The sequence below is a fragment of the Ruegeria sp. C11 genome (assembly GCF_056537725.1).
The window spans coordinates 71,634-90,895 of record NZ_JBQFSB010000013.1 but is presented as its reverse complement, the minus strand read 5'-3'; the positions used below and the strand labels follow the sequence as shown (position 1 = coordinate 90,895).

Annotated in this window: 17 protein-coding genes; 13 read left to right on the top strand and 4 right to left on the bottom strand. The window is 59.7% G+C overall.

All coding sequences use genetic code 11. From position 1 onward, the window contains the following. Nucleotides 1-88: 88 nt before the first annotated feature. From ACR0NA_RS19700 to ACR0NA_RS19690, 3 genes are all read left to right on the top strand, one after another. Complete coding sequence (locus ACR0NA_RS19700) at nt 89-1,144, top strand: Hint domain-containing protein (protein ID WP_480731931.1); 1,056 nt, start codon at nt 89-91, stop codon at nt 1,142-1,144. 106 nt (nt 1,145-1,250) lie between these two features. Then, entirely contained in the window at nt 1,251-2,459 is a 1,209-nt protein-coding gene (locus tag ACR0NA_RS19695; protein WP_480448439.1) for an acetyl-CoA C-acetyltransferase, read from the top strand. Nucleotides 2,460-2,471: 12 nt separating this feature from the next. After that, nucleotides 2,472-4,616 (top strand): 3-hydroxyacyl-CoA dehydrogenase NAD-binding domain-containing protein, encoded by a 2,145-nt coding sequence (locus tag ACR0NA_RS19690; RefSeq protein ID WP_480731928.1) that lies wholly within the window; start codon nt 2,472-2,474, stop codon nt 4,614-4,616. Between the two features lie 29 nt (nt 4,617-4,645). Here the strand turns inward: ACR0NA_RS19690 and ACR0NA_RS19685 are convergent, their stop codons facing one another. Beyond that, a complete protein-coding gene (locus tag ACR0NA_RS19685; RefSeq protein ID WP_480731925.1) occupies nt 4,646-5,212 on the bottom strand; it encodes a TetR/AcrR family transcriptional regulator in 567 nt (188 codons plus the stop codon). 303 nt (nt 5,213-5,515) lie between these two features. Between ACR0NA_RS19685 and ACR0NA_RS19680 the strand changes: the two genes are divergently transcribed. Next, nucleotides 5,516-5,980, top strand: coding sequence for a nuclear transport factor 2 family protein (locus ACR0NA_RS19680; protein ID WP_480731924.1), 465 nt, complete (start codon nt 5,516-5,518; stop codon nt 5,978-5,980). A gap of 11 nt (nt 5,981-5,991) precedes the next feature. After that, the gene (locus ACR0NA_RS19675) at nt 5,992-6,612 is read left to right on the top strand and encodes a pyridoxamine 5'-phosphate oxidase family protein (RefSeq protein WP_480731922.1); all 621 of its coding nucleotides are present in this window, start codon (nt 5,992-5,994) and stop codon (nt 6,610-6,612) included. Nucleotides 6,613-6,642: 30 nt separating this feature from the next. Here ACR0NA_RS19675 and ACR0NA_RS19670 read toward each other — a convergent pair whose 3' ends face one another. Then, on the bottom strand, nt 6,643-7,305 hold the full coding sequence (locus ACR0NA_RS19670; RefSeq protein ID WP_480731920.1) for a TetR/AcrR family transcriptional regulator: 663 nt from the start codon (nt 7,303-7,305) through the stop codon (nt 6,643-6,645). Nucleotides 7,306-7,369: 64 nt separating this feature from the next. On the opposite strand from ACR0NA_RS19670, the gene ACR0NA_RS19665 reads away from it, so the two are divergent. The 8 genes from ACR0NA_RS19665 (at nt 7,370) to ACR0NA_RS19630 (ending at nt 18,274) form a co-directional block, all read left to right on the top strand. Next, nucleotides 7,370-8,686: a flavin-containing monooxygenase gene (locus ACR0NA_RS19665; RefSeq protein ID WP_480731917.1), complete on the top strand. Its 1,317-nt coding sequence runs from the start codon at nt 7,370-7,372 to the stop codon at nt 8,684-8,686. Beyond that, on the top strand, nt 8,683-9,585 hold the full coding sequence (locus tag ACR0NA_RS19660) for a bile acid:sodium symporter family protein (RefSeq protein WP_480731915.1): 903 nt from the start codon (nt 8,683-8,685) through the stop codon (nt 9,583-9,585). Before ACR0NA_RS19665 ends, ACR0NA_RS19660 begins: the two co-directional genes overlap by 4 nt. Beyond that, complete coding sequence (locus ACR0NA_RS19655) at nt 9,582-10,514, top strand: SDR family oxidoreductase (protein WP_480731912.1); 933 nt, start codon at nt 9,582-9,584, stop codon at nt 10,512-10,514. The genes ACR0NA_RS19660 and ACR0NA_RS19655 overlap by 4 nt, the downstream gene beginning before the upstream one ends. Then, a complete protein-coding gene (locus ACR0NA_RS19650; RefSeq protein WP_480731910.1) occupies nt 10,511-11,284 on the top strand; it encodes an SDR family NAD(P)-dependent oxidoreductase in 774 nt (257 codons plus the stop codon). The genes ACR0NA_RS19655 and ACR0NA_RS19650 overlap by 4 nt, the downstream gene beginning before the upstream one ends. A gap of 68 nt (nt 11,285-11,352) precedes the next feature. Further along, the gene (locus ACR0NA_RS19645; protein WP_480731908.1) at nt 11,353-13,833 is read left to right on the top strand and encodes a heavy metal translocating P-type ATPase; all 2,481 of its coding nucleotides are present in this window, start codon (nt 11,353-11,355) and stop codon (nt 13,831-13,833) included. After that, nucleotides 13,830-14,219, top strand: a complete 390-nt coding sequence (gene cueR, locus ACR0NA_RS19640) for a Cu(I)-responsive transcriptional regulator (RefSeq protein WP_480448426.1) — start codon at nt 13,830-13,832, stop codon at nt 14,217-14,219. The genes ACR0NA_RS19645 and cueR overlap by 4 nt, the downstream gene beginning before the upstream one ends. Nucleotides 14,220-14,320: 101 nt before the next feature. Beyond that, the gene (locus tag ACR0NA_RS19635; RefSeq protein ID WP_480731905.1) at nt 14,321-15,193 is read left to right on the top strand and encodes an NAD(P)-dependent oxidoreductase; all 873 of its coding nucleotides are present in this window, start codon (nt 14,321-14,323) and stop codon (nt 15,191-15,193) included. A gap of 15 nt (nt 15,194-15,208) precedes the next feature. Next, nucleotides 15,209-18,274: an aminotransferase class III-fold pyridoxal phosphate-dependent enzyme gene (locus ACR0NA_RS19630; protein ID WP_480731903.1), complete on the top strand. Its 3,066-nt coding sequence runs from the start codon at nt 15,209-15,211 to the stop codon at nt 18,272-18,274. Nucleotides 18,275-18,337: 63 nt separating this feature from the next. Here the strand turns inward: ACR0NA_RS19630 and ACR0NA_RS19625 are convergent, their stop codons facing one another. Further along, nucleotides 18,338-18,814: a hypothetical protein gene (locus ACR0NA_RS19625; protein WP_480731901.1), complete on the bottom strand. Its 477-nt coding sequence runs from the start codon at nt 18,812-18,814 to the stop codon at nt 18,338-18,340. Beyond that, nucleotides 18,811-18,978, bottom strand: a complete 168-nt coding sequence (gene hemP / locus ACR0NA_RS19620; protein WP_170651215.1) for a hemin uptake protein HemP — start codon at nt 18,976-18,978, stop codon at nt 18,811-18,813. The genes ACR0NA_RS19625 and hemP overlap by 4 nt, the downstream gene beginning before the upstream one ends. Nucleotides 18,979-19,262 lie beyond the last annotated feature (284 nt).

Genomic DNA, 19,262 nt, shown 5'->3' with positions numbered 1-19,262 from the left:
ACAGATTCCGATTCCACAGGTAGGCCCTGCGGTGTAAGTTGCCGATATAGCCAACCCATGAAAGTCCCACGGCGGGAAAGACCAACAGATGGCCGTCATTGCGACATTCAAAGCGATCCCGCTGGATGCCTTCAGCGACCGCCCCGGCGGCAGCAACGATCCGTTTGTTCTTGCCAACAATGATCCGGACCAGTTTCTAAACGTCACCATCGACGATGACGATACATTGATTGACGGCGACACGATCATCAATGAAACGCCAGACGACCCCAATCAGATCGGCATCGTAACGGACGCTGCCGGAAATCCGGTTTCGACTGACGGTATCTACGTGGAATGGACGGCCACCTATACCGGTACCAACGGTCAGGTGATCGAGGTCTGGCGCTTCGAGCTGGACAATGGGCTGCGCTTTTTCGCGGTATCTGAAATCCCCGAGGTGGGCATCACCTTCACCACATCCAACAAGGATCAGGGTGCGGACGATCTGAACCCCGCGGATATTCCGGATACGCCCTGTCTGACACGTGGCGCTTTGATCCGCACTGAGCACGGCGATCGCCCGGTCGAAAGCCTGTCCGTGGGCGACCTGATTTTGACGCATGACAATGGTCTGCAGCCCCTGCGATGGATCGGCAGGCGATTGTTTGGGCCAGATGACCTGGCCATGAATCCCAAACTTCAACCGGTGCGTATCCCGGCGGGATCGCTGGGTTTGGGGCAACCGACAAGGGATTTGCTGGTGTCCCGCCAGCATCGCATGTTCGTCGCTTCAAAGATCGCCGAGCGCATGTTCGGACAATCCGAAATTCTTGTGCCTGCAATCAAACTGACTGCACTGCCTGGTGTGACGATTGAAGAAAGCGCCAAGTCGGTCGAGTATTTTCACCTGTTATTCGATCGGCATGAAATCATCTTTGCCGAAGGCGCCGCAACCGAAAGCCTGCTTGCTGGCCCTCAGGCGCTCGGGTCCCTCAGCGCGGATGCGCTTGAAGAGATTCTGGTTATTTTTCCCGATATCATGAACCTGAAATGCCTGACTGATCCTGCACGGTTCATCCCCTCGGGAAAGCAGCAAAAACAACTGGTCTGGCGTCACCTGAAAAACAACAAACCCCTGCTGCTTGATAGCTGTGCAACCTGATTCAGACGGCGCTACGTGACGTCACTAAACAAGTTCCGTAACTGTTCAGTTGCAGATTCGGATTTCAGCCTTCTAGCTTTCCGGCAACGGATCAGGAGGAGAAACCATGGCCACCCCAGCCTATATCTACGATGCGGTGCGGACACCGCGCTCGCGCGGCAAGAAAGATGGCACCCTGCACGAGGTTAAGCCCATTCAACTGGCCGCCGGGCTGCTGCGCGAGTTGCAGTCGCGGCATGATCTGGACACCTCGCAGGTAGGTGACGTGATTTTGGGATGCACTGCGCCCGTCGGCGATCAGGGGGCCTGTGTGGCCAAGGCCGCCGTGCAGGCCGCGCATTGGGACGAGGCAGTACCCGGCGTTCAGCTTGACCGGTTCTGCGCTTCGGGTCTGGAGGCAGTGAACATGGCGGCCGCCAAGGTCGGATCGGATCAGGAAGATCTGGTCGTAGCAGGCGGTGTGGAATCCATGAGCCGTATTCCGATGCTGTCACAGGGCGGGGCGATGTTCACCGACCCGGATTTTGTTATTGACCAGAACTCGGCCCCGCAGGGGATTGGTGCAGATCTGATCGCCACCATCGACGGTTACAGCCGCGAGGATGTGGATGCATTTGCAGTCGAAAGCCAGAAACGCGCCGCACATGCGCGCGACAACGGCTGGTTCGACCGGTCGGTGGTGCCGGTGAAGGATGAAAACGGCATCACGGTGCTGCAGCGTGATGATTACATCAAACCAAACACCGATATGCAGAAACTGGGCGCGCTGAATCCGTCCTTCGCGCAGATGGGTGGATTTGGATATGACGACATGGCGCTGGCCAAATATCCGCAGGTTTCGCGGATCAACCATGTGCACACGCCGGGCAATTCCTCGGGTATCGTGGATGGGTCGTCGGCGGTGATGATCGGCTCGGAAAAGTCGGGCAAAGAACTGGGGCTGGAGCCGCGTGCGCGGATCGTTTCGGCCACAGTGATCTCGACCGATCCGGTGATCATGCTGGCAGGTCCCGGACCCGCGGCGAAGAAGTGCCTCGACAAGGCGGGGCTCAAGGTTTCGGACATCGACATCTGGGAGATTAATGAAGCTTTCGCATCGGTTGCCATGCGTTACATGAAAGACCTCGAAATCGACCACGAAATCACCAACGTGAATGGCGGCGCGATTGCCATGGGTCATCCGCTGGGCGCAACCGGTGGGATGCTGGTTTCGACCGTTCTCGACGAGTTGGAGCGCCGTAACGCCAAGCGGGCCATGATCTCGCTGTGTGTAGGCGGCGGCATGGGTATCTCGACCCTGATCGAGCGTCTTTGAAGGAGAACGGATATGGGTGAATTTCGCTACGAAAAAGACGCCGACGGTATTGTCACGGTCACAATGGACATGGACGGCCCGGTAAACGCGATGAACGCACAGTTCTGGCCGCTGTTTTCCGACACCATGGACCGGATCGAGGCCGAAGAGGGCCTGAAGGGTGTGATCTGGACCTCGGCCAAGGACACGTTCTTTGCCGGCGGTGATCTGAACATGCTGAAAAGCATCGAAGCTGACGGTGTTGATGAGCTTTTCCAATCCGTCGAGGCTACCAAAGCCGTGATGCGGCGGCAGGAGAAATTGCCAGTTCCGGTGGTTGCCGCCATCAATGGGGCTGCGCTGGGTGGAGGCTATGAGATTTGCCTTGCCTGCAACTATCGCATCGCCGCAGAGAACCCAAAAACCAAGATCGGCCTGCCCGAGGTGACGCTGGGCCTGTTGCCCGGCGGGGGCGGCGTTGTGCGCCTGACCTACCTGCTGGGCATGGAAGGTGCGATGCCATTCTTGCTGGAGGGCCGTCAGGTTTCCCCTGACAAGGCGATGAAGGCCGGATTGATTCACGAGGTTGTTTCGCCCGAACAACTGCTGAGCCGGGCCAAGGAATGGATACTGTCGGTACAAGGTGACGAGGCGGTGATAACGCAGCCGTGGGACACCAAGGGCTACAAGATACCCGGCGGCCCTTCGACCTCACCCAAGAACATGACCCGCATCGCCGGGGCCGCCGCGATGCTGTTCAAAAAGACGCGGGGGCTGATGCCAGCGCCGGTCAAAATCCTCGACATCATGACCGAAGCAGCAGGCAAGGTCGATTTCGAAACCGCCCAACGGTATGAGAGTCGCCGGTTTGTCTCACTGACACCAATGGCCACAACCAAGAACATGATCGAGACGCTGTTCTTTGGCATGAACAAGGTCAATGGCGGCGCAAGCCGTCCAAAGGGCGTGCCACCATCAAAGGTCGAGCGGCTGGGCATTCTTGGCGCGGGCATGATGGGTCAGGGCATCGCCTATTCCGCAGCGATGGCCGGTTTGCCGGTGGTGTTGAAAGACATGTCGATGGAGGCCGCCGAAAACGGCAAGGCCTACACCGCAGGGTTGCTGGACAAACGGGTCAAACGCGGCCGCATGTCGCCCGAGCAGCGGGATGCCGTGCTGGCCCTGATCACGCCGACGGATCAGTCGGACGACCTGAAAGGCTGCGATCTGATCATCGAGGCGGTGTTCGAGAAAATCGACATCAAGGACGCCGTTCTGGCCGAGCATGAGGCTCTGCTGGCCGAAAATGGCGTCTGGGGGTCGAACACCTCGACCTTGCCGATCACGCGGCTTGCGACGGGGTCTGCGAAGCCCGAGAATTTCGTCGGCCTGCATTTCTTCTCACCCGTCGACAAGATGCCGTTGCTGGAAATCATCGCAGGTGAAAAGACGTCGGACGAAACGCTGGCCCGTGCCTTCGACTTTGCCCGCCAGATCCGGAAAACCCCGATCATCGTCGGGGACAGCACCGGGTTCTACACCTCGCGCACCATCGGTACCAAGATCATCGAAGCAGCTGAACTGGTGGCCGAGGGGCATGATCCGGTGCGCGTCGACAACCTGTCGCGCCTTACCGGAATGCCGACGGGGATGCTGTCGCTGCTGGATGAGGTGCAGATCAAGCTGGTCACCGACATCTACAACACACAGGTTGAGATGGGCCTGCTGGACCCCGCGCAGGAACAGAACCCCGGCGCGCGCGCCATGCTGGCCGAAATGATCAGCCAGCACGGACGCAACGGCCGCGCAACCGGAAAAGGCTTTTATGACTATACGGATGAGGGCAAGACAATCTGGCCGGGTCTCGAGGCCTGGCGCAAGGATGACGTTCAGATCAGCGATCAGGACATACAGGACCGCATCCTGTTCCGCGCGGTTCTGGAAAGCCTGCGGTGTCTGGAAGAAGGCGTTTTGCGTACGGTTGCCGACGGCAATGTTGGATCAATTCTTGGCATCGGCGCTCCGGTTCATACCGGCGGGTACATTCAATACGTGAACACCTATGGGCTTGAACGGTTTCTGACACGGTGCGAGGAGCTTGCCAAAGCCTATGGCCCACGTTTTGAGCCGCCCGAAATTCTGAAACAACATGTGGCAGAGCAAAAAACCTTTGCCTGACCTGAACGGCGCGGCTTACCCCCGCGCCGTCATTTTTTCAGTGCTGCATCCAGCAATGTTTGTGCTGCCTCTTTTGCGTCCCTTGCCGGGTCGCAGCTGTTCAGCAAAACCGAAGTGACAATCGCCCCTTCCTTCAAAAGCAGGATCTGACACCCCAGTTTTTCGGGATCGGACACACCGGCGTCGCGCGCCAGCCGCGTGAAATGTTCCAGCAACAGGCGCTTGTGCTCTGCCGCCTGAACGTGGATCGGGTGATCCTTTTCCTGAAACTCAGCCCCCGCCTTGATGAACATGCAGCCGCGATAGGTGTCTTTTTCAAACCACTCCTGCAGCATGTCAAACCCCGCGATAAGCTGATCTGCGGGCGTGTCAGCCAGTTCTTCGACACGGCGCAGAAACCAGTTGCGAAAACTCTCATCCCGCAGGCGCAAAGCGGCCAAGATCAGCTCCTCCTTGGTGCGGAAGTGTTTGTACATCGACGTTTTCGACACACCGGTTTCAACAACCAGCTTGTCCATTCCGGTGGCATGGAAGCCGTCGCGGTAAAAGACTTCCAGCGCCTTTCGGACAAGCTCATCCCGTTTGTTTGGGCGCATGATTCGGCTCCATGGTGTACAGATCAGTACATAGTAGTGATTTCACCCAGACGCAAATGGCCATGTTAAATCATTGTTAATGATTACTTTTTCGAACGCGAAACTCTACCTCGTAAAAATGTTACCGCGCACGACTTGAAAAAGTTTACCGATCTGTACACTTTATCCATATCATTTACCGATCTGTACACCAAGGATCTGACCGATGCGCCGCCATGCCAGTTTGTTTCACACCCGGCACGTTCCTCTTCTTCTGACTCTGGCGCTTCTCGCCGCCACTCTCGCCTGAAAGAACCGAATGATATGACCCGCCCTCCTTTGCCTCCTTTCACTGCAGAAACCGCTAAGCGAAAGGTGCGCCTGGCCGAAAACGGATGGAATAGCCGCGATCCCGATATAGTCACACCGGCCTACACCGAAGACAGCCAGTGGCGGAACCGGGCCGAGTTCCTGTCCGGGCACGACCAGATCCACGCCTTTCTGACCCGCAAGTGGAACCGGGAACTGGACTATCGCCTGATCAAGGAACTGTGGTCCTATTCCGGCAATCGCATTGCGGTGCGATATGCCTATGAATGGCATGATGACAGCGGGCAGTGGTTCCGTTCTTATGGCAATGAAAATTGGGAATTCGCCGAAGATGGCCGTATGGCGCGCCGCCACGCGTCGCTGAACGATCTGCCGATATCCGGGGAACAGCGCCTGTTTCACTGGCCAGCCGGACCCCGGCCTGACGATCATCCCGGCCTGTCCGAACTTGGCCTCTGAAAGGAACCGCCATGCCCCGCGCCTTTGCAGAACTGACCTTCACCCCCGCCGTCCGCGCCCATCAGGAGAGGATGGGATCAGCGGCCTCATACGCGAAATTCATTAATGGCGGCCCGCAGCAGGGCCATCAGATCGGCGACGCCGAAAAGGCGTTTATCGAGGCGCGCGACGGGTTCTATCAGGCCACCGTATCCGAGACGGGCTGGCCCTATGTGCAATTCCGGGGCGGTCCCGTCGGGTTCCTGAAGGTGTTGGGCCCGACAACGATCGGCTATGCGGATTTCTCGGGCAACAGACAGTATATCTCGCGCGGGAATCTGGATGGTAACGACCGGATTGCGATGATCCTGATGGATTACGCGAACCAGCGGCGGCTCAAGATACTGGGACGCATGGAATTCACCGAAGGCGACGCCGCCGCCGTGGCCCTTTACCCGGATGGGGCAGAGGCCCCCGCCGAGCGGGCCGCCATCATCCGGATCGAGGCGCTGGACTGGAACTGCCCCCGCCACATCACGCCCCGCTTTACCGAGGCAGAGCTGAAACCGCATCTGAATACTTTGGGACAGCAACTGGCCCAGTTGCAGCAGGAAAACGAACGGTTGAAGGCGGAACTCGCCGCACGGCCCTGACATGCCGTTCATGTAGAAAGACGTCGGCGTTCAGTCCGTGCCGGTCGAAACCATTGCCTCGATTCCCGCTGCGCAGAATTCGATCAGGCGATCCAGACCGGATAGGTCGCCGCCTTGCGACAACGCCTCGACCCGCCACGCGCTGTTGAGATGGGCCAGCATGGCCGACACGGAATAGACCTGACCGGTTGCCAGCACCGCCGGATCGACGCCGGGATACAGCGCCGTGATTTCCGCAATGAACCGCCGGGCCGTCGGGTCGAAACACTCTGCCGCAATGTCGTGCCAGCGCGGATCGACCGAGACATGCGCGACCAGGCGCCCGTAGGCCATCCACCCCGGCCCGCCGGTCTGCGCCAGCGTCACGTAGGGGCGGATGAAGCAATCCAGAATGCCCCGCAAGGTGGCCTGCCCCTGCGATTTGAGCGCCTCAAGCGCCTTGATCCGGATTTGGGCCAGTTCGTCCGCACGGCGGGCAACCGCCTGATGAAACAGCTCTTCTTTTCCACCGCCGTGATGATGCACCAACCCCACCTGCACCCCGGCCAGCGCGGCGATATCGCGGATAGATGCACCTTCGAATCCTCTTTCTGCAAATACGGCCTCAGCCGCATCCAGAATCCGGGCCTTGGTTTGCAGGGACCGCTGCGAGGGCGCCCTTTGCCTTTGTTTTTGCGTGATTTTCGCCGTCATGAGATTCATCTTGCCTTATTTTGAACGATCGTTCAAGTTAAGCATCGCGAACAGGGGAGAGTTCATGACGGAAACGCGCGAGGCATTCGCCTTGATCGGGGCCGGTCCTATGGGGCTGGCTGCGGCAAAGGTGCTCAAGGAACAGGGCATCCCGTTTCAGGGTTTCGAGTTGCATTCCGATGTGGGCGGATTGTGGGACATCGACGCCCCCAAATCGACGATGTACGAAACGGCCCACCTGATTTCATCCAAGCGGATGACCGAGTTCGCCGATTTTCCGATGTGCGACACGGTGGCCGAATACCCGTCACACCGGGCGATGAGGGATTATTTTCGCGACTTCGCCACGCGCTTCGGGTTGCGCGAGCATTACAAGTTTGGCGCGGAAGTCATCGAAACCGCCCCTTTGGGCGCACCGGGTGATGGCTGGCGCGTGAAATGGCGCGACGCAGATGGTGTGCACGAGGCTGAATTGGCGGGTGTGCTGATTGCCAACGGTACGCTGTCCGAACCCAACATGCCCGAATTTGAAGGCACATTCGACGGCGACCTGATACATGCCTCACAATACCGCTATCCCGGTCAGTTCGACGGCAAGCGGGTTCTGATCGTAGGTGCGGGCAATTCTGGCTGCGACATCGCGGTGGATGCCATTCACCACGCAAAACGGTGCGATCTGTCCATGCGGCGCGGGTATTACTTCGTGCCCAAATACGTGTTCGGCAAACCCGCCGATACGATGGGCGGCAAGATTCAACTGCCCATGTGGCTCAAGCGCAAGGTGGACAGCCTGATCCTTGGCTGGTTTGTCGGGAACCCGCAAAAGTACGGCTTTCCCAAGCCGGACTACAAACTGTACGAAAGCCATCCTGTCGTGAACTCACTGGTCCTCTACCACGCGGGACACGGCGATCTGCGCATCCAGCCCGACATCGAACGGCTGGACGGCAAAACGGTCCACTTCAGGGATGGCAGCAGCGAAGATTACGACATGATCCTCGCCGCCACGGGGTACAAGCTGCACTATCCGTTCATCGACCGCGACCTGTTGAACTGGCAGGGGGACGCACCGCATCTGTACCTCAACGCGATGCATCCAGACAGGGATGATCTGTTCATTCTCGGAATGATCGAAGCAACCGGATTGGGCTGGCAGGGACGGCACGAGCAGGCCGAGATGGTGGCGCGCTATATTAAGGGTATTCGCAATGGCTGCCCGGTAGCGGCTGAGCTGAAAGCCAAAAAACAGGAAAACTATGGGCGCGCCACCGGAGGCATGAACTACCTCGACCTCGCCCGCATGGCCTATTACGTGGATAAGGCAACCTATCGGAAAGCGGTCACAGGCTGGATCAGGCGGTTCAGGAAAGCCGCCCCATGACCGGCATCGATGAAATCACGCTGAACTTCAGTCCCGCCTCGATGATGCTGCTGAACGCAATTCTGGCGGTGGTGATGTTTTCCATCGCCATCGATCTGACGCCGCAGGATTTTCAGCGCCTGCGCCGCGCCCCCAGGCCGGTGATTGTGGGGCTGGCATCGCAATTCATCGTCCTACCCGTTTTGACCTTTGCGCTGGTCTGGCTGATGGAACCGCGCCCCTCAATCGCGCTGGGGCTGATCCTTGTGGCGGCCTGTCCGGGCGGCAACATCTCGAACTTCATCACGCACAGGGCGGGTGGAAACGCCGCCCTTTCGGTATCCATGACAGCCTTTGCAACGATAGGCGCAATTGTCATGACGCCCGCCAACATTGCGCTTTGGGGCGGGCTTTATCCGCCAACGCGCGCGATCCTGCAGCGCACCGAAATCGATCCGGTTCAGATCGCCATCACCGTGGGCCTGATGCTGATCCTGCCGCTGGTTCTGGGCGTAACGCTGAACCAGCGACGCCAGGAATTGACCGCGCGTCTGCGCAAGCCGCTGCAATATCTGTCGATGGGTATTTTTGTTGCCTTCATCATTCTCGCTCTGGCTGCAAACTGGGGATTTTTCCTCAGCTTCGCCGGGGCCGTTGCCGGGCTTGTGATCCTTCACAATGCGCTGGCTCTGGGGGGCGGCTGGGTTGTGGCCACTCTGACCCGGCTGTCCCCCTATGATCGCCGCTCGGTCACGATCGAAACCGGCATCCAGAATTCCGGGCTGGGCCTTGTTCTGATCTTTGCCTTTTTCAACGGGCTTGGGGGCATGGCCGTCGTCGCCGCATTCTGGGGCATCTGGCACGCGATTTCCGGGATTGCGCTGGCTTCGCTCATGGCCCGGACCGAGGCCGCCCGATGACACGCATCCTGATCACCGGAGCCGCCGGAATGGTGGGGCGCGCATTGCTTGCGGAACTGGAAGGGGCCGAGGTGTTCGCGACGGACCTGCACCGTCCCGATCCCATGCCGGATGGCATGAGTTTTTTGCGCATGGACGTCACCACGGCAGAGCCTGCCCGCGTCATCGCCAAGGTCCGACCTGATGTCATCGTGCATCTGGCCTCGATTGTGACTCCGACGCCAGACATGGGTCGTCAGACAGCGTTTGCGGTGGATGTGGAAGGTACGCGAAAGGTCGTGAATGCGGCCATTGCCAACGGGGTCAGGCGACTTGTCGTCACCTCATCCGGAGCGGCCTATGGCTATCACCCGGATAACCGCGTGCCCCTGCGTGAGTGCGATCCGCTGCGTGGCAACGCCGAGTTTCCCTATTCCGATCACAAGCGGCAGGTCGAAGAGTTGTTGGCCGAAGCCCGTAAGGTTGCACCCGGGCTGGAGCAGGTCATTCTGCGTGTCGGAACCGTTCTGGGCGAAGGAACCGAAAACCAGATCACCGCACTGTTTCACAAACCGCGCCTGCTGGCGGTGTCGGGCAGCGAAAGCCCGTTTGTCTTTATCTGGACCCGCGATCTGGCCCGTATCCTGAAACGCGCAACAACCGATGGTCCGGCCGGGATTTACAACGTAGCGGGGGACGGCGCGCTGGGTGTGTCCGATCTTGCCAGCGCATTGGGCAAACCGGTACTGCGTCTCCCGCCCTGGATGCTCAAAGCCGCACTTGCCGTCGCACGCCCGCTGGGGCTGTCGCGCTATGGGCCTGAACAGGTTCGGTTTCTGCAATACCGGCCGGTACTGGCGAATGACGCCCTGAAGTCTGAATTCGGATACACGCCCGAGAAATCCAGCGCCGAGGTCTTTGATCTTTGGAAAAAGCAGGCGGGCCTGTGAAAACTGCTGTCATATCCGGGGGTGCGGGTGGATTGGGACAGGCCCTTTCAGCAGCATTGCAGCGCGACGGCTGGCGCGTGGTCCTGTTGGATCTGGATGTAACCGGGCTGCACCCAACCTCAACTCAGTTTCCGATAGCCTGTGATCTGACTAACCTCGGGCAACTGGAAAACGCCGTAAAGATGGTACTGGCGGCAAGCGACAGCGTCGATCTGGTGATCTACAATGCCGGTATTACCCAGATTTGCGGGTTTGACAGGTCGGACGAGGCCAGCCATCGCCGGGTATTCGAAATCAACTATTTCGCGGCCATCGCCATGGCCCGTGCCTTTCTGCCCGAGATACGGAAATCCAAGGGGGCGCATCTGGCGATCTCATCGGTTGCCGGTTTCGCCCCGCTTTATCATCGCACCGCTTATGCGGCGTCAAAACATGCGCTTGAGGGGTTTTTCAAATCACTGCGGTCCGAGGAAAAGCCGTTTGGTGTCAGCGTTCACATCGCCTGCCCGTCTTTTGTCGCCACCAATCCGGACAATGACGGACGGCAGGCTGACGGAACATCCCGCCCCGGCTCCGCTGCCGACGGAATGGACCCGATGACGCCTCAAAAGGCTGCCGACACCATCCTGAACGGCGTCAAACACGGCAGGTTCACGATCCCGGTCGGCAGGGTGGCCTTTGTTGCCTGGCTGATCAATCGTCTGTCTCCGCGTCTGTACCAGCAACTGATGGAGCGGAATATTCGCGGAGCCTTGACGAAAAAAGTGTGATCCGCCCTTGACCTTCCCGTGACTGGAACCCCCATTTGAATGTCAGGTTCCAGATCAGGACGACTCGGATGACACCTCAGACAACACAACTCAAGATCACCGGAATGGGCTGCGCGTCCTGTGTTGCACGCGTTGAAACCGCGTTGCGCGACGTCGATGGCGTTACCGATGCGTCCGTCAATTTCGCAACCGGGACCGCTCAGGTGGATTATGCTGGGCCGGTCGGCGCCTTGACCGATGCACTGGATGCTGTCGGATATCCGGCTGCCACGCAGGAAACTATTCTGAAGGTCGATGGCATGAATTGCGCCTCATGCGTGGCCAAGCTGGAACGCGCACTGAAGGCGGTTCCGGGTGTCGTCGATGCCAGCGTGAATCTTGCGACCGAAAGGGCGAGCGTCACTTTTGCCGAAGGCGCAACCGATCCCGGCGCCCTTGCCGCGGTTTCGACGGAACTCGGCTATCCGGCGCAGCCAATGGATGATGGCAGCGACACTCAGACCCACAACGATCAAAAGGATCAGGAAATCAAATCCCTGACCAGATCAACGATAATAGCGGCCGCTTTGGCTTTGCCCGTATTCATTCTTGAAATGGGCGGACACATGATCCCAGCGTTCCACCACTGGGTTCATGCCACGATCGGCGCGCAGACCAGCCAGTTGATCCAGTTCGCGCTGACCTCAGTCCTTTTGATTGGTCCGGGTCGGGTGTTTTACGCCAAAGGCGTCCCCTCGCTGCTGAGAGGGGCGCCGGACATGAACGCTCTGGTCGCGCTAGGCACGGCCGCCGCCTATTTCTATTCCGTGGTCGCAACCTTTGCACCGCAGGTTTTGCCGCAAGGCACCGCCAACGTCTATTTCGAAGCGGCTGCCGTTATCGTCGTCCTCATCCTGCTGGGCCGCTTGATGGAAGCGCGCGCCAAAGGGAGAACCGGATCGGCGATCCGCAAACTGATCGGTTTGCAGCCCAAAACGGCACGGGTCGAACAGGACGGTAAAACGGTTGATTTGCCGATAGCCTCGATTGTTGCCGGAAACATCCTGCAAATCCGCCCGGGCGAGCGTGTTCCCGTGGACGCAGAGGTATTGGACGGCACCTCGTATGTCGATGAAAGCATGATCACTGGCGAGCCGGTTCCGGTCAGCAAAACGACCGGATCCGAAGTTGTCGGCGGCACCGTGAACGGAACAGGCGCGTTGCGTGTCCGTGCCACCCGCGTGGGCGCGGATACCGTTCTGGCGCAGGTCATTCGCATGGTCGAACAGGCGCAAGGGGCCAAACTGCCAATTCAGGGACTGGTTGACCGGATCACACACCGCTTTGTTCCGGTGGTGATTGCCGTTGCGATCCTGACGGTTGTTGTCTGGCTGATTGTCGGCCCGTCACCATCACTGCCGATTGCGCTGGTCGCGGGCGTATCGGTTTTGATAATCGCCTGCCCCTGCGCCATGGGACTGGCCACGCCAACATCGATCATGGTGGGGACCGGGCGCGCGGCTGAGCTGGGGGTTCTGTTTCGCAAGGGCGATGCCTTGCAGCAGCTTCAGCAGGCGCGCGTCGTTGCGCTCGACAAGACTGGCACACTGACGCTGGGCCGGCCCGAACTGGTCGATGTAATCACGACAGGAGGATTTGCCCGTGACGAGGTGTTGCGCCTGGCCGCAGCCGCCGAGGCGCAGTCAGAGCATCCGATTGCCGCCGCCATCACCCGCGCTGGACCGCCTGATTTGCCGAAACCTACGGAGTTTGAATCGCTCACCGGCCTTGGGCTACGCGCGCGTGTCGATGGTCGTGACATTCTGGTCGGTTCTGCACGGCTCATGTCTCAGGAAAGTGTCGATCTGTCACAGCTTGAACCGGCAGCGCTTAAACTGGCAGATGAAGGCGCGACGCCGCTTTATGTCGCCATAGATGGCAGTCCCGCCGCCGCACTTGCGGTTTCCGATCCGGTCAAACCGGGCACCCGTGAAGCTATCGGTCAGTTGCACGACATGGGTCTGACCCTGGCCATGGTCACCGGCGACAATGCCCGCACGGCAAATGCGCTGGCCGCCAAACTGGGCATCGACCATGTGACTGCCGAGGTTCTGCCGGACGGCAAGGTTGCCGCCATCGAGGCACTGCGCGATGCCCATGGAACGCTTGCCTTTGTGGGTGACGGAATTAACGATGCCCCGGCCTTGGCTGCAGCTGATATCGGGGTGGCCATCGGCACCGGAACCGATGTGGCCATCGAAACGGCAGATGTGGTCCTGATGTCGGGCGATCTGCGTGGCGTGGTGAACGCGGTCGAAATCAGCCGCCGAACCATGCGCAACATCCGTCAGAATCTGGGCTGGGCCTTCGGCTACAATGTCCTTCTGATCCCCGTGGCGGCTGGCGTGCTGTATCCATTTGGCGAACACCTTCTGTCCCCGGCGCTGGCAGCCGGTGCCATGGCACTGTCGAGTGTCTTTGTCGTCTCGAACGCCCTGCGTCTGCGCCGGGTACGGCCCAGCATGCCTGAAGACACGCAGCCGGTATCGGCTCAGGAGGTGCACTCATGAATATCGGAGATGTCGCAACACGAACCGGTCTGCCCGCAAAAACCATCCGCTATTACGAGGATATCGGCCTGATCAGGCCGCTCCGCGACGACAACGGGTACCGCCGGTTCCGCGATCAGGATCTGCACAAGCTGAACTTTCTGGGACGCGCCCGCGCTCTGGGCTTCACGATCGAGGATTGCCGCACCCTGCTGGCGCTATACGAGGATGAAACCCGCGCCAGCGCCGACGTGAAACGTGTCGCGCGGGATCATCTGGCCCAGATCGAAGCCAAGATCGCCGACCTGAACGCCATGCGCGACACGCTGAGTCATCTGGTCGACGCCTGCGCGGGTGACGACCGGCCCGATTGCCCGATCCTGCAGGATCTGGGCAGCAAATCGTGACGCGGGGTTGCCCTTTGGGTTCAGCTTTGCTTTGTCTCTGCCAGATATTTCCGGCCCGCTGAACTTTCCCGGCCGGGTTGGACAGCAGAGAGGATCACCAGATGGCAAAAGTCGCGTTCCTTGGCCTTGGTGTCATGGGATATCCCATGGCAGGTCACCTTCAGGCCGCGGGCCATGAGGTTACCGTTTACAACCGCACGGCCGCCAAGGCCGAAGCCTGGGTTGCTCAGCATGGCGGGTCGATGGCTGCCACTCCGGCAGAGGCAGCGCAGGGGGCGGAACTGGTCATGGCTTGTGTCGGCAATGACGACGATCTGCGCATGGTCTGCACAGGCGATGGTGGCGCGTTTCACGGCATGTCCAGTGGGGCCATATTTGTCGATCACACCACCGTTTCGGCCAAGGTGACCAACAAGCTTTATGATGCTGCCAAAACCATGGGCATCTCTTTTGTGGACGCGCCGATATCGGGCGGGCAGGCAGGGGCCGAAAATGGCGTCCTGTCGATCATGTGCGGCGGCGATCAGGATGCCTATGACAAGGCCGAGCCGGTGATGCAGGTCTATTCCAAGATATGCCGCCGCATTGGCGACAGCGGCGCCGGGCAAATGACCAAGATGTGTAACCAGATCGCCATCGCCGGACTGGTTCAGGGCCTCAGCGAAGCCCTACATTTTGCGGAAAAGGCAGGTCTGGACGGGCGCGCGGTGGTCGAGGTCATCAGCCAGGGTGCCGCAGGCAGCTGGCAGATGGTCAACCGGCACGAGACGATGCTGGACGATCATTTCGACTATGGCTTCGCCGTCGACTGGATGCGCAAGGATCTGGGTATCTGTCTGGACGCCGCCAACGAAAGCGGCGCATCCCTGCCCGTTACCGCGCTGGTCGATCAGTTTTACAAGGACGTTCAGAAACTGGGCGGCGGGCGGTGGGATACGTCCTCGCTGTTCAAACGGCTGCGGGCGCTGGACTAAAGGACCTCAATTCAGATGAGTGACATGACGGATTTCTGGGCCGCTGCCCTGCGGCAACATTGGGGGCTCGAGGCCCGGCTGTCGCGACTGGACGGCGAATATGACCTGAACTTTCTGGTCGAGGCCAAAAATGGTCAGGACTATGTGCTGAAGGTCATGCGTGCTGGCTGCGAGGCCGGGTTTGTCGACCTGCAGGTGAAGACTCTGGAATATATTGCGGCCGAGGCCCCGGGGCTGCCGTTTCCCAAGGTTCTGCCGGACCTGAAAGGCGTCCAGTTGCCCGAGATACCCGATGAACAGGGCCAGCAGCGCCTAGTCTGGCTGCAGGAACGGCTGCCCGGTCGTTGCTACGCAAAGGCCGCACCAAAGACCGATGAACTGATCATGAAACTGGGCCGGGTTCTGGGCGCCACCGACAGGGCACTGGAACGGTTCACTCACTCAAACCTGCACCGCGAGGATTTCAAATGGGACCTGACGCAGGCAGGCTGGATCTCTGGCAAGCTGGGCGCAATCGCAGACCCGGCCCGGCGCGCTTTGCTGGAGGAGATCGCCGCGCAATTCGATGCCATCTCGGATCAGTTGGTGGACCTGCCCAAACAGGCCATCCACAACGACGCCAACGACTACAACATTCTGGTCGAGGGAGAGCTGAACGACCGTCAGAGCATTTCCGGCCTGATCGATCTGGGGGACATGTGTGCCGGCCCGCGCATCTGCGATCTGGCAATTGCCGGAGCCTATATCGTACTGGATCATCCTAAGCCCGAGCGCGCTCTGGTCGCGCTGGTGCGCGGATATCACGCCGCCAACCGCCTGCGCCCGCAGGAGGTTGATCTGATCTGGCCGCTGTTGCGGATGCGGCTTGCCGTCTCTGTTGTGAACTCGACCTTGATGGCGACCGAAAACCCGGATGACCCTTATGTCACCATCAGTCAGGCGCCTGCGTGGCGGCTGCTGGAGTATGCATCGATCAACGGTGATCTGATGCCTGCCCGTCTGCGCGCGGCCTGTGGCCTGCCTGTGACCGACGGCGCCGAGCGCATCCACGCCTATCTTGCGGAACATCGCGGCCAGTTCGCTGAAATGTTCGGTCAGGACCTGACCGATGCGCCGATGGGGTCGCTGTCGGTCGAAAACTCGACCTGGCCACAGAATCCATTCCACATGCCTCTGGATGAGGCCGCCCGCGTGGGCGAAGAATTCGGCGAAGGCCCCTGGCTGGGTTATTACAGTGAACCACGCCTGATCTACGCCGAACCCGGTTTCCGCAAAGGGCCGTGGAAAGCCTCGGACCGACGCACCGTTCACCTGGCCGTTGACGTTTTCGCCCCGGCGGGAACCACGCTTTATGCCCCGCTCAGCGGACGGGTCGAGGTGGTCGAGAATCGCAGCAGCCACCTTGATTACGGCGGCGTGGTGATCCTGCATCATGAAACACCCGAAGGTGATCCGTTTTACACGCTCTACGGTCACTTGGACCCCGAGATTTGCGGCAGGCTGAAACCCGGCGATCCGGTGGCGCAGGGGGCGGCTTTTGCGCGGCTTGGCGACGCCAGCCAGAATGGCGGCTGGGCGCCGCACGTTCATTTCCAACTGGCGCTGACAACCAACGGGATGCAGGCCGACTGGCCAGGCGTTGGCGACCCGGACGAGATGTATCTGTGGCATGCCGTCTGCCCCAATCCGGCGGCGTTGTTGAACCTTCCGGATGACAAGGTGTTCTATCGCCCGACCGACAAGCAAAAGATTCTGCAGGGTCGGCACGACCATTTCGGCGGCAATCTCAGCCTGACCTATGACGATCCGGTGATGCTGATGCGCGGCTGGAAGCATCATCTGTTCGACGAATGGGGCCGCCCCTATCTGGATGCCTACAACAACGTCCCGCATGTGGGCCATGCCCATCCCCGGATTCAGGCGGTTGCAGCAGATCAGCTAAAACGGATGAACTCGAACACCCGCTATCTGCATCCGGCGCAAACGGCCTTTGCCGAAAAGGTTCTTTCAAAGCTTCCCGATCATTTCGAGGTCTGCTTTTTCGTCAACTCAGGCACCGAGGCGAACGAACTGGCCTTGCGGCTGGCCCGGGCGCATACCGGCGCAAGGGGCATGGTGACGCCGGATCACGGCTATCACGGCAACACCACAGGTGCGATCGACATCTCGGCCTACAAGTTCAACAAGCCGGGTGGCGTCGGGCAGGCGGACTGGGTGGAACTGGTCGAAGTGGCGGACGATTATCGCGGGTCATTCCGGCGCGACGATCCCGACCGCGCCACAAAATTCGCGAATCTTGTCGATCCGGCAATTGCCGCACTGCAGGAAAAGGGTCACGGCGTTGCGGGCTTTATCGCCGAGACGTTCCCCTCGGTCGGCGGTCAGATCATCCCACCCAAAGGGTACCTGCCAGCCGTTTATGAAAAGATCCGCGCGGCGGGCGGGGTCTGCATCGCGGACGAAGTGCAGACGGGCCTTGGCCGCTTGGGTGAGCATTATTTTGGTTTCGAACATCAAGGCGCGCTGCCCGATATCGTGGTGATGGGCAAACCCATTGGTAACGGACATCCGCTGGGCGTTCTGGTGACAACCCGCGCCATAGCCGATAGCTTCAACAACGGGATTGAGTTCTTTTCCACCTTCGGCGGTTCGACGCTGTCATGCCGTATCGGCAAAGAGGTTCTGGATATCGTCGACGACGAGGGCCTTCAGGACAATGCCCGCGCCATGGGCACACACCTGATCGAGGGGCTGCGCCGGATCGAAACCGATTTTGCCTGCGTTGGTGATGTGCGCGGCATGGGTCTGTTCCTTGGCGTTGAACTCATCAACCCGGACGGATCGGAAGGCACCGAAATCTGCAGTTTCGTCAAGAACAGGATGCGCGATCATCGAATCCTGATCGGCAGCGAAGGGCCAAAGGACAACATCCTGAAAATCCGCCCGCCGCTGACCATCGAAGCCGAAGATGTGGACATGATCCTGTGGGCCTTGCGCGACGTGCTGGCCGAAGTCGGGGATTATACTCCTGCCCCGGCCTGTGATCACGAACACCACCACCATGGGTGTGGCTGCTGCTGAAACTGCAAAACCCCGGCGGGGATATGCCGGGGTTCTGCGCTCGCCGATGCTATTACACTGTAATCAGTGCAGTACCGACGAAGGGGTCTGATGCCCGGTTGTTGGCATTGGCACGGCAGCCGTCATGCGGCGCAGCGCCAGCCCCAGCTGCTCGGACAACGACGTCAGGGCGGGTGCAAAATCCGGGCGGACGATAAGCGAAGCCATCATCATCGCATCTTCCCTTTCGCCATCAGCCGCCGCTGCGATCATCTGGGCAAAACAGTTTTCGTCCGCGCCAAGACAGGCGCATCCCAATCCGTGACGGATAAGCGGACGGCGACCGTGCTGCGCACAAAGCGCGCAAAGGCGCTCCAGCGTCATCATGGCGGCGCGCCCCTGATCCGCGCCCAGCGCGATATCGAAATCACTGGCGGCATCGGCACGACCACCGGCACCTTCACCCCAAAGGCGAAGGTACATAACGGCGCCGGCCTCGACAGGGTTCAGATCGGCCAGACGGCCAACCGCCGCCCCGCCGCGAGGTGTTGGACGGCTCATTTCGTGAGGATCAGTTTGCCCGCGCGTGTGATGCGCAGCGTATAAAGCTGGTCGCCCAGTTCGATATGGGCGAGGTTGCCGCCTTTGGTCAGTTCCTCAGCCTTGTGCGCGGGAAGCATCGAGACAGCATAACCTTGGGTCGGAGTGGGGTTCTGGGCATTCATGGGGTCATCTCCAGAGCTTGAATCACGAGGGGCCTTGTCGCTCGGATCGTCGTCCCGGCTGGTACGCTCAGACATATCAGATCCTGACTTTTTGTTTTTTATCATCGGGTTCAGATCTGGCTGGCCCAGAGCACTCTGGGGTGGCTGATATTTCTCACCCGTAATCTGATTAAAATAGTAAGGTATGTCAAGGGGCCATATTTTCACTCTGAAACAGATGCGGTTGCGCAGCCCGTCACGACCGGCTACCCCGTTCAAGGACCGTTTTCTCAGACCGGGATTCA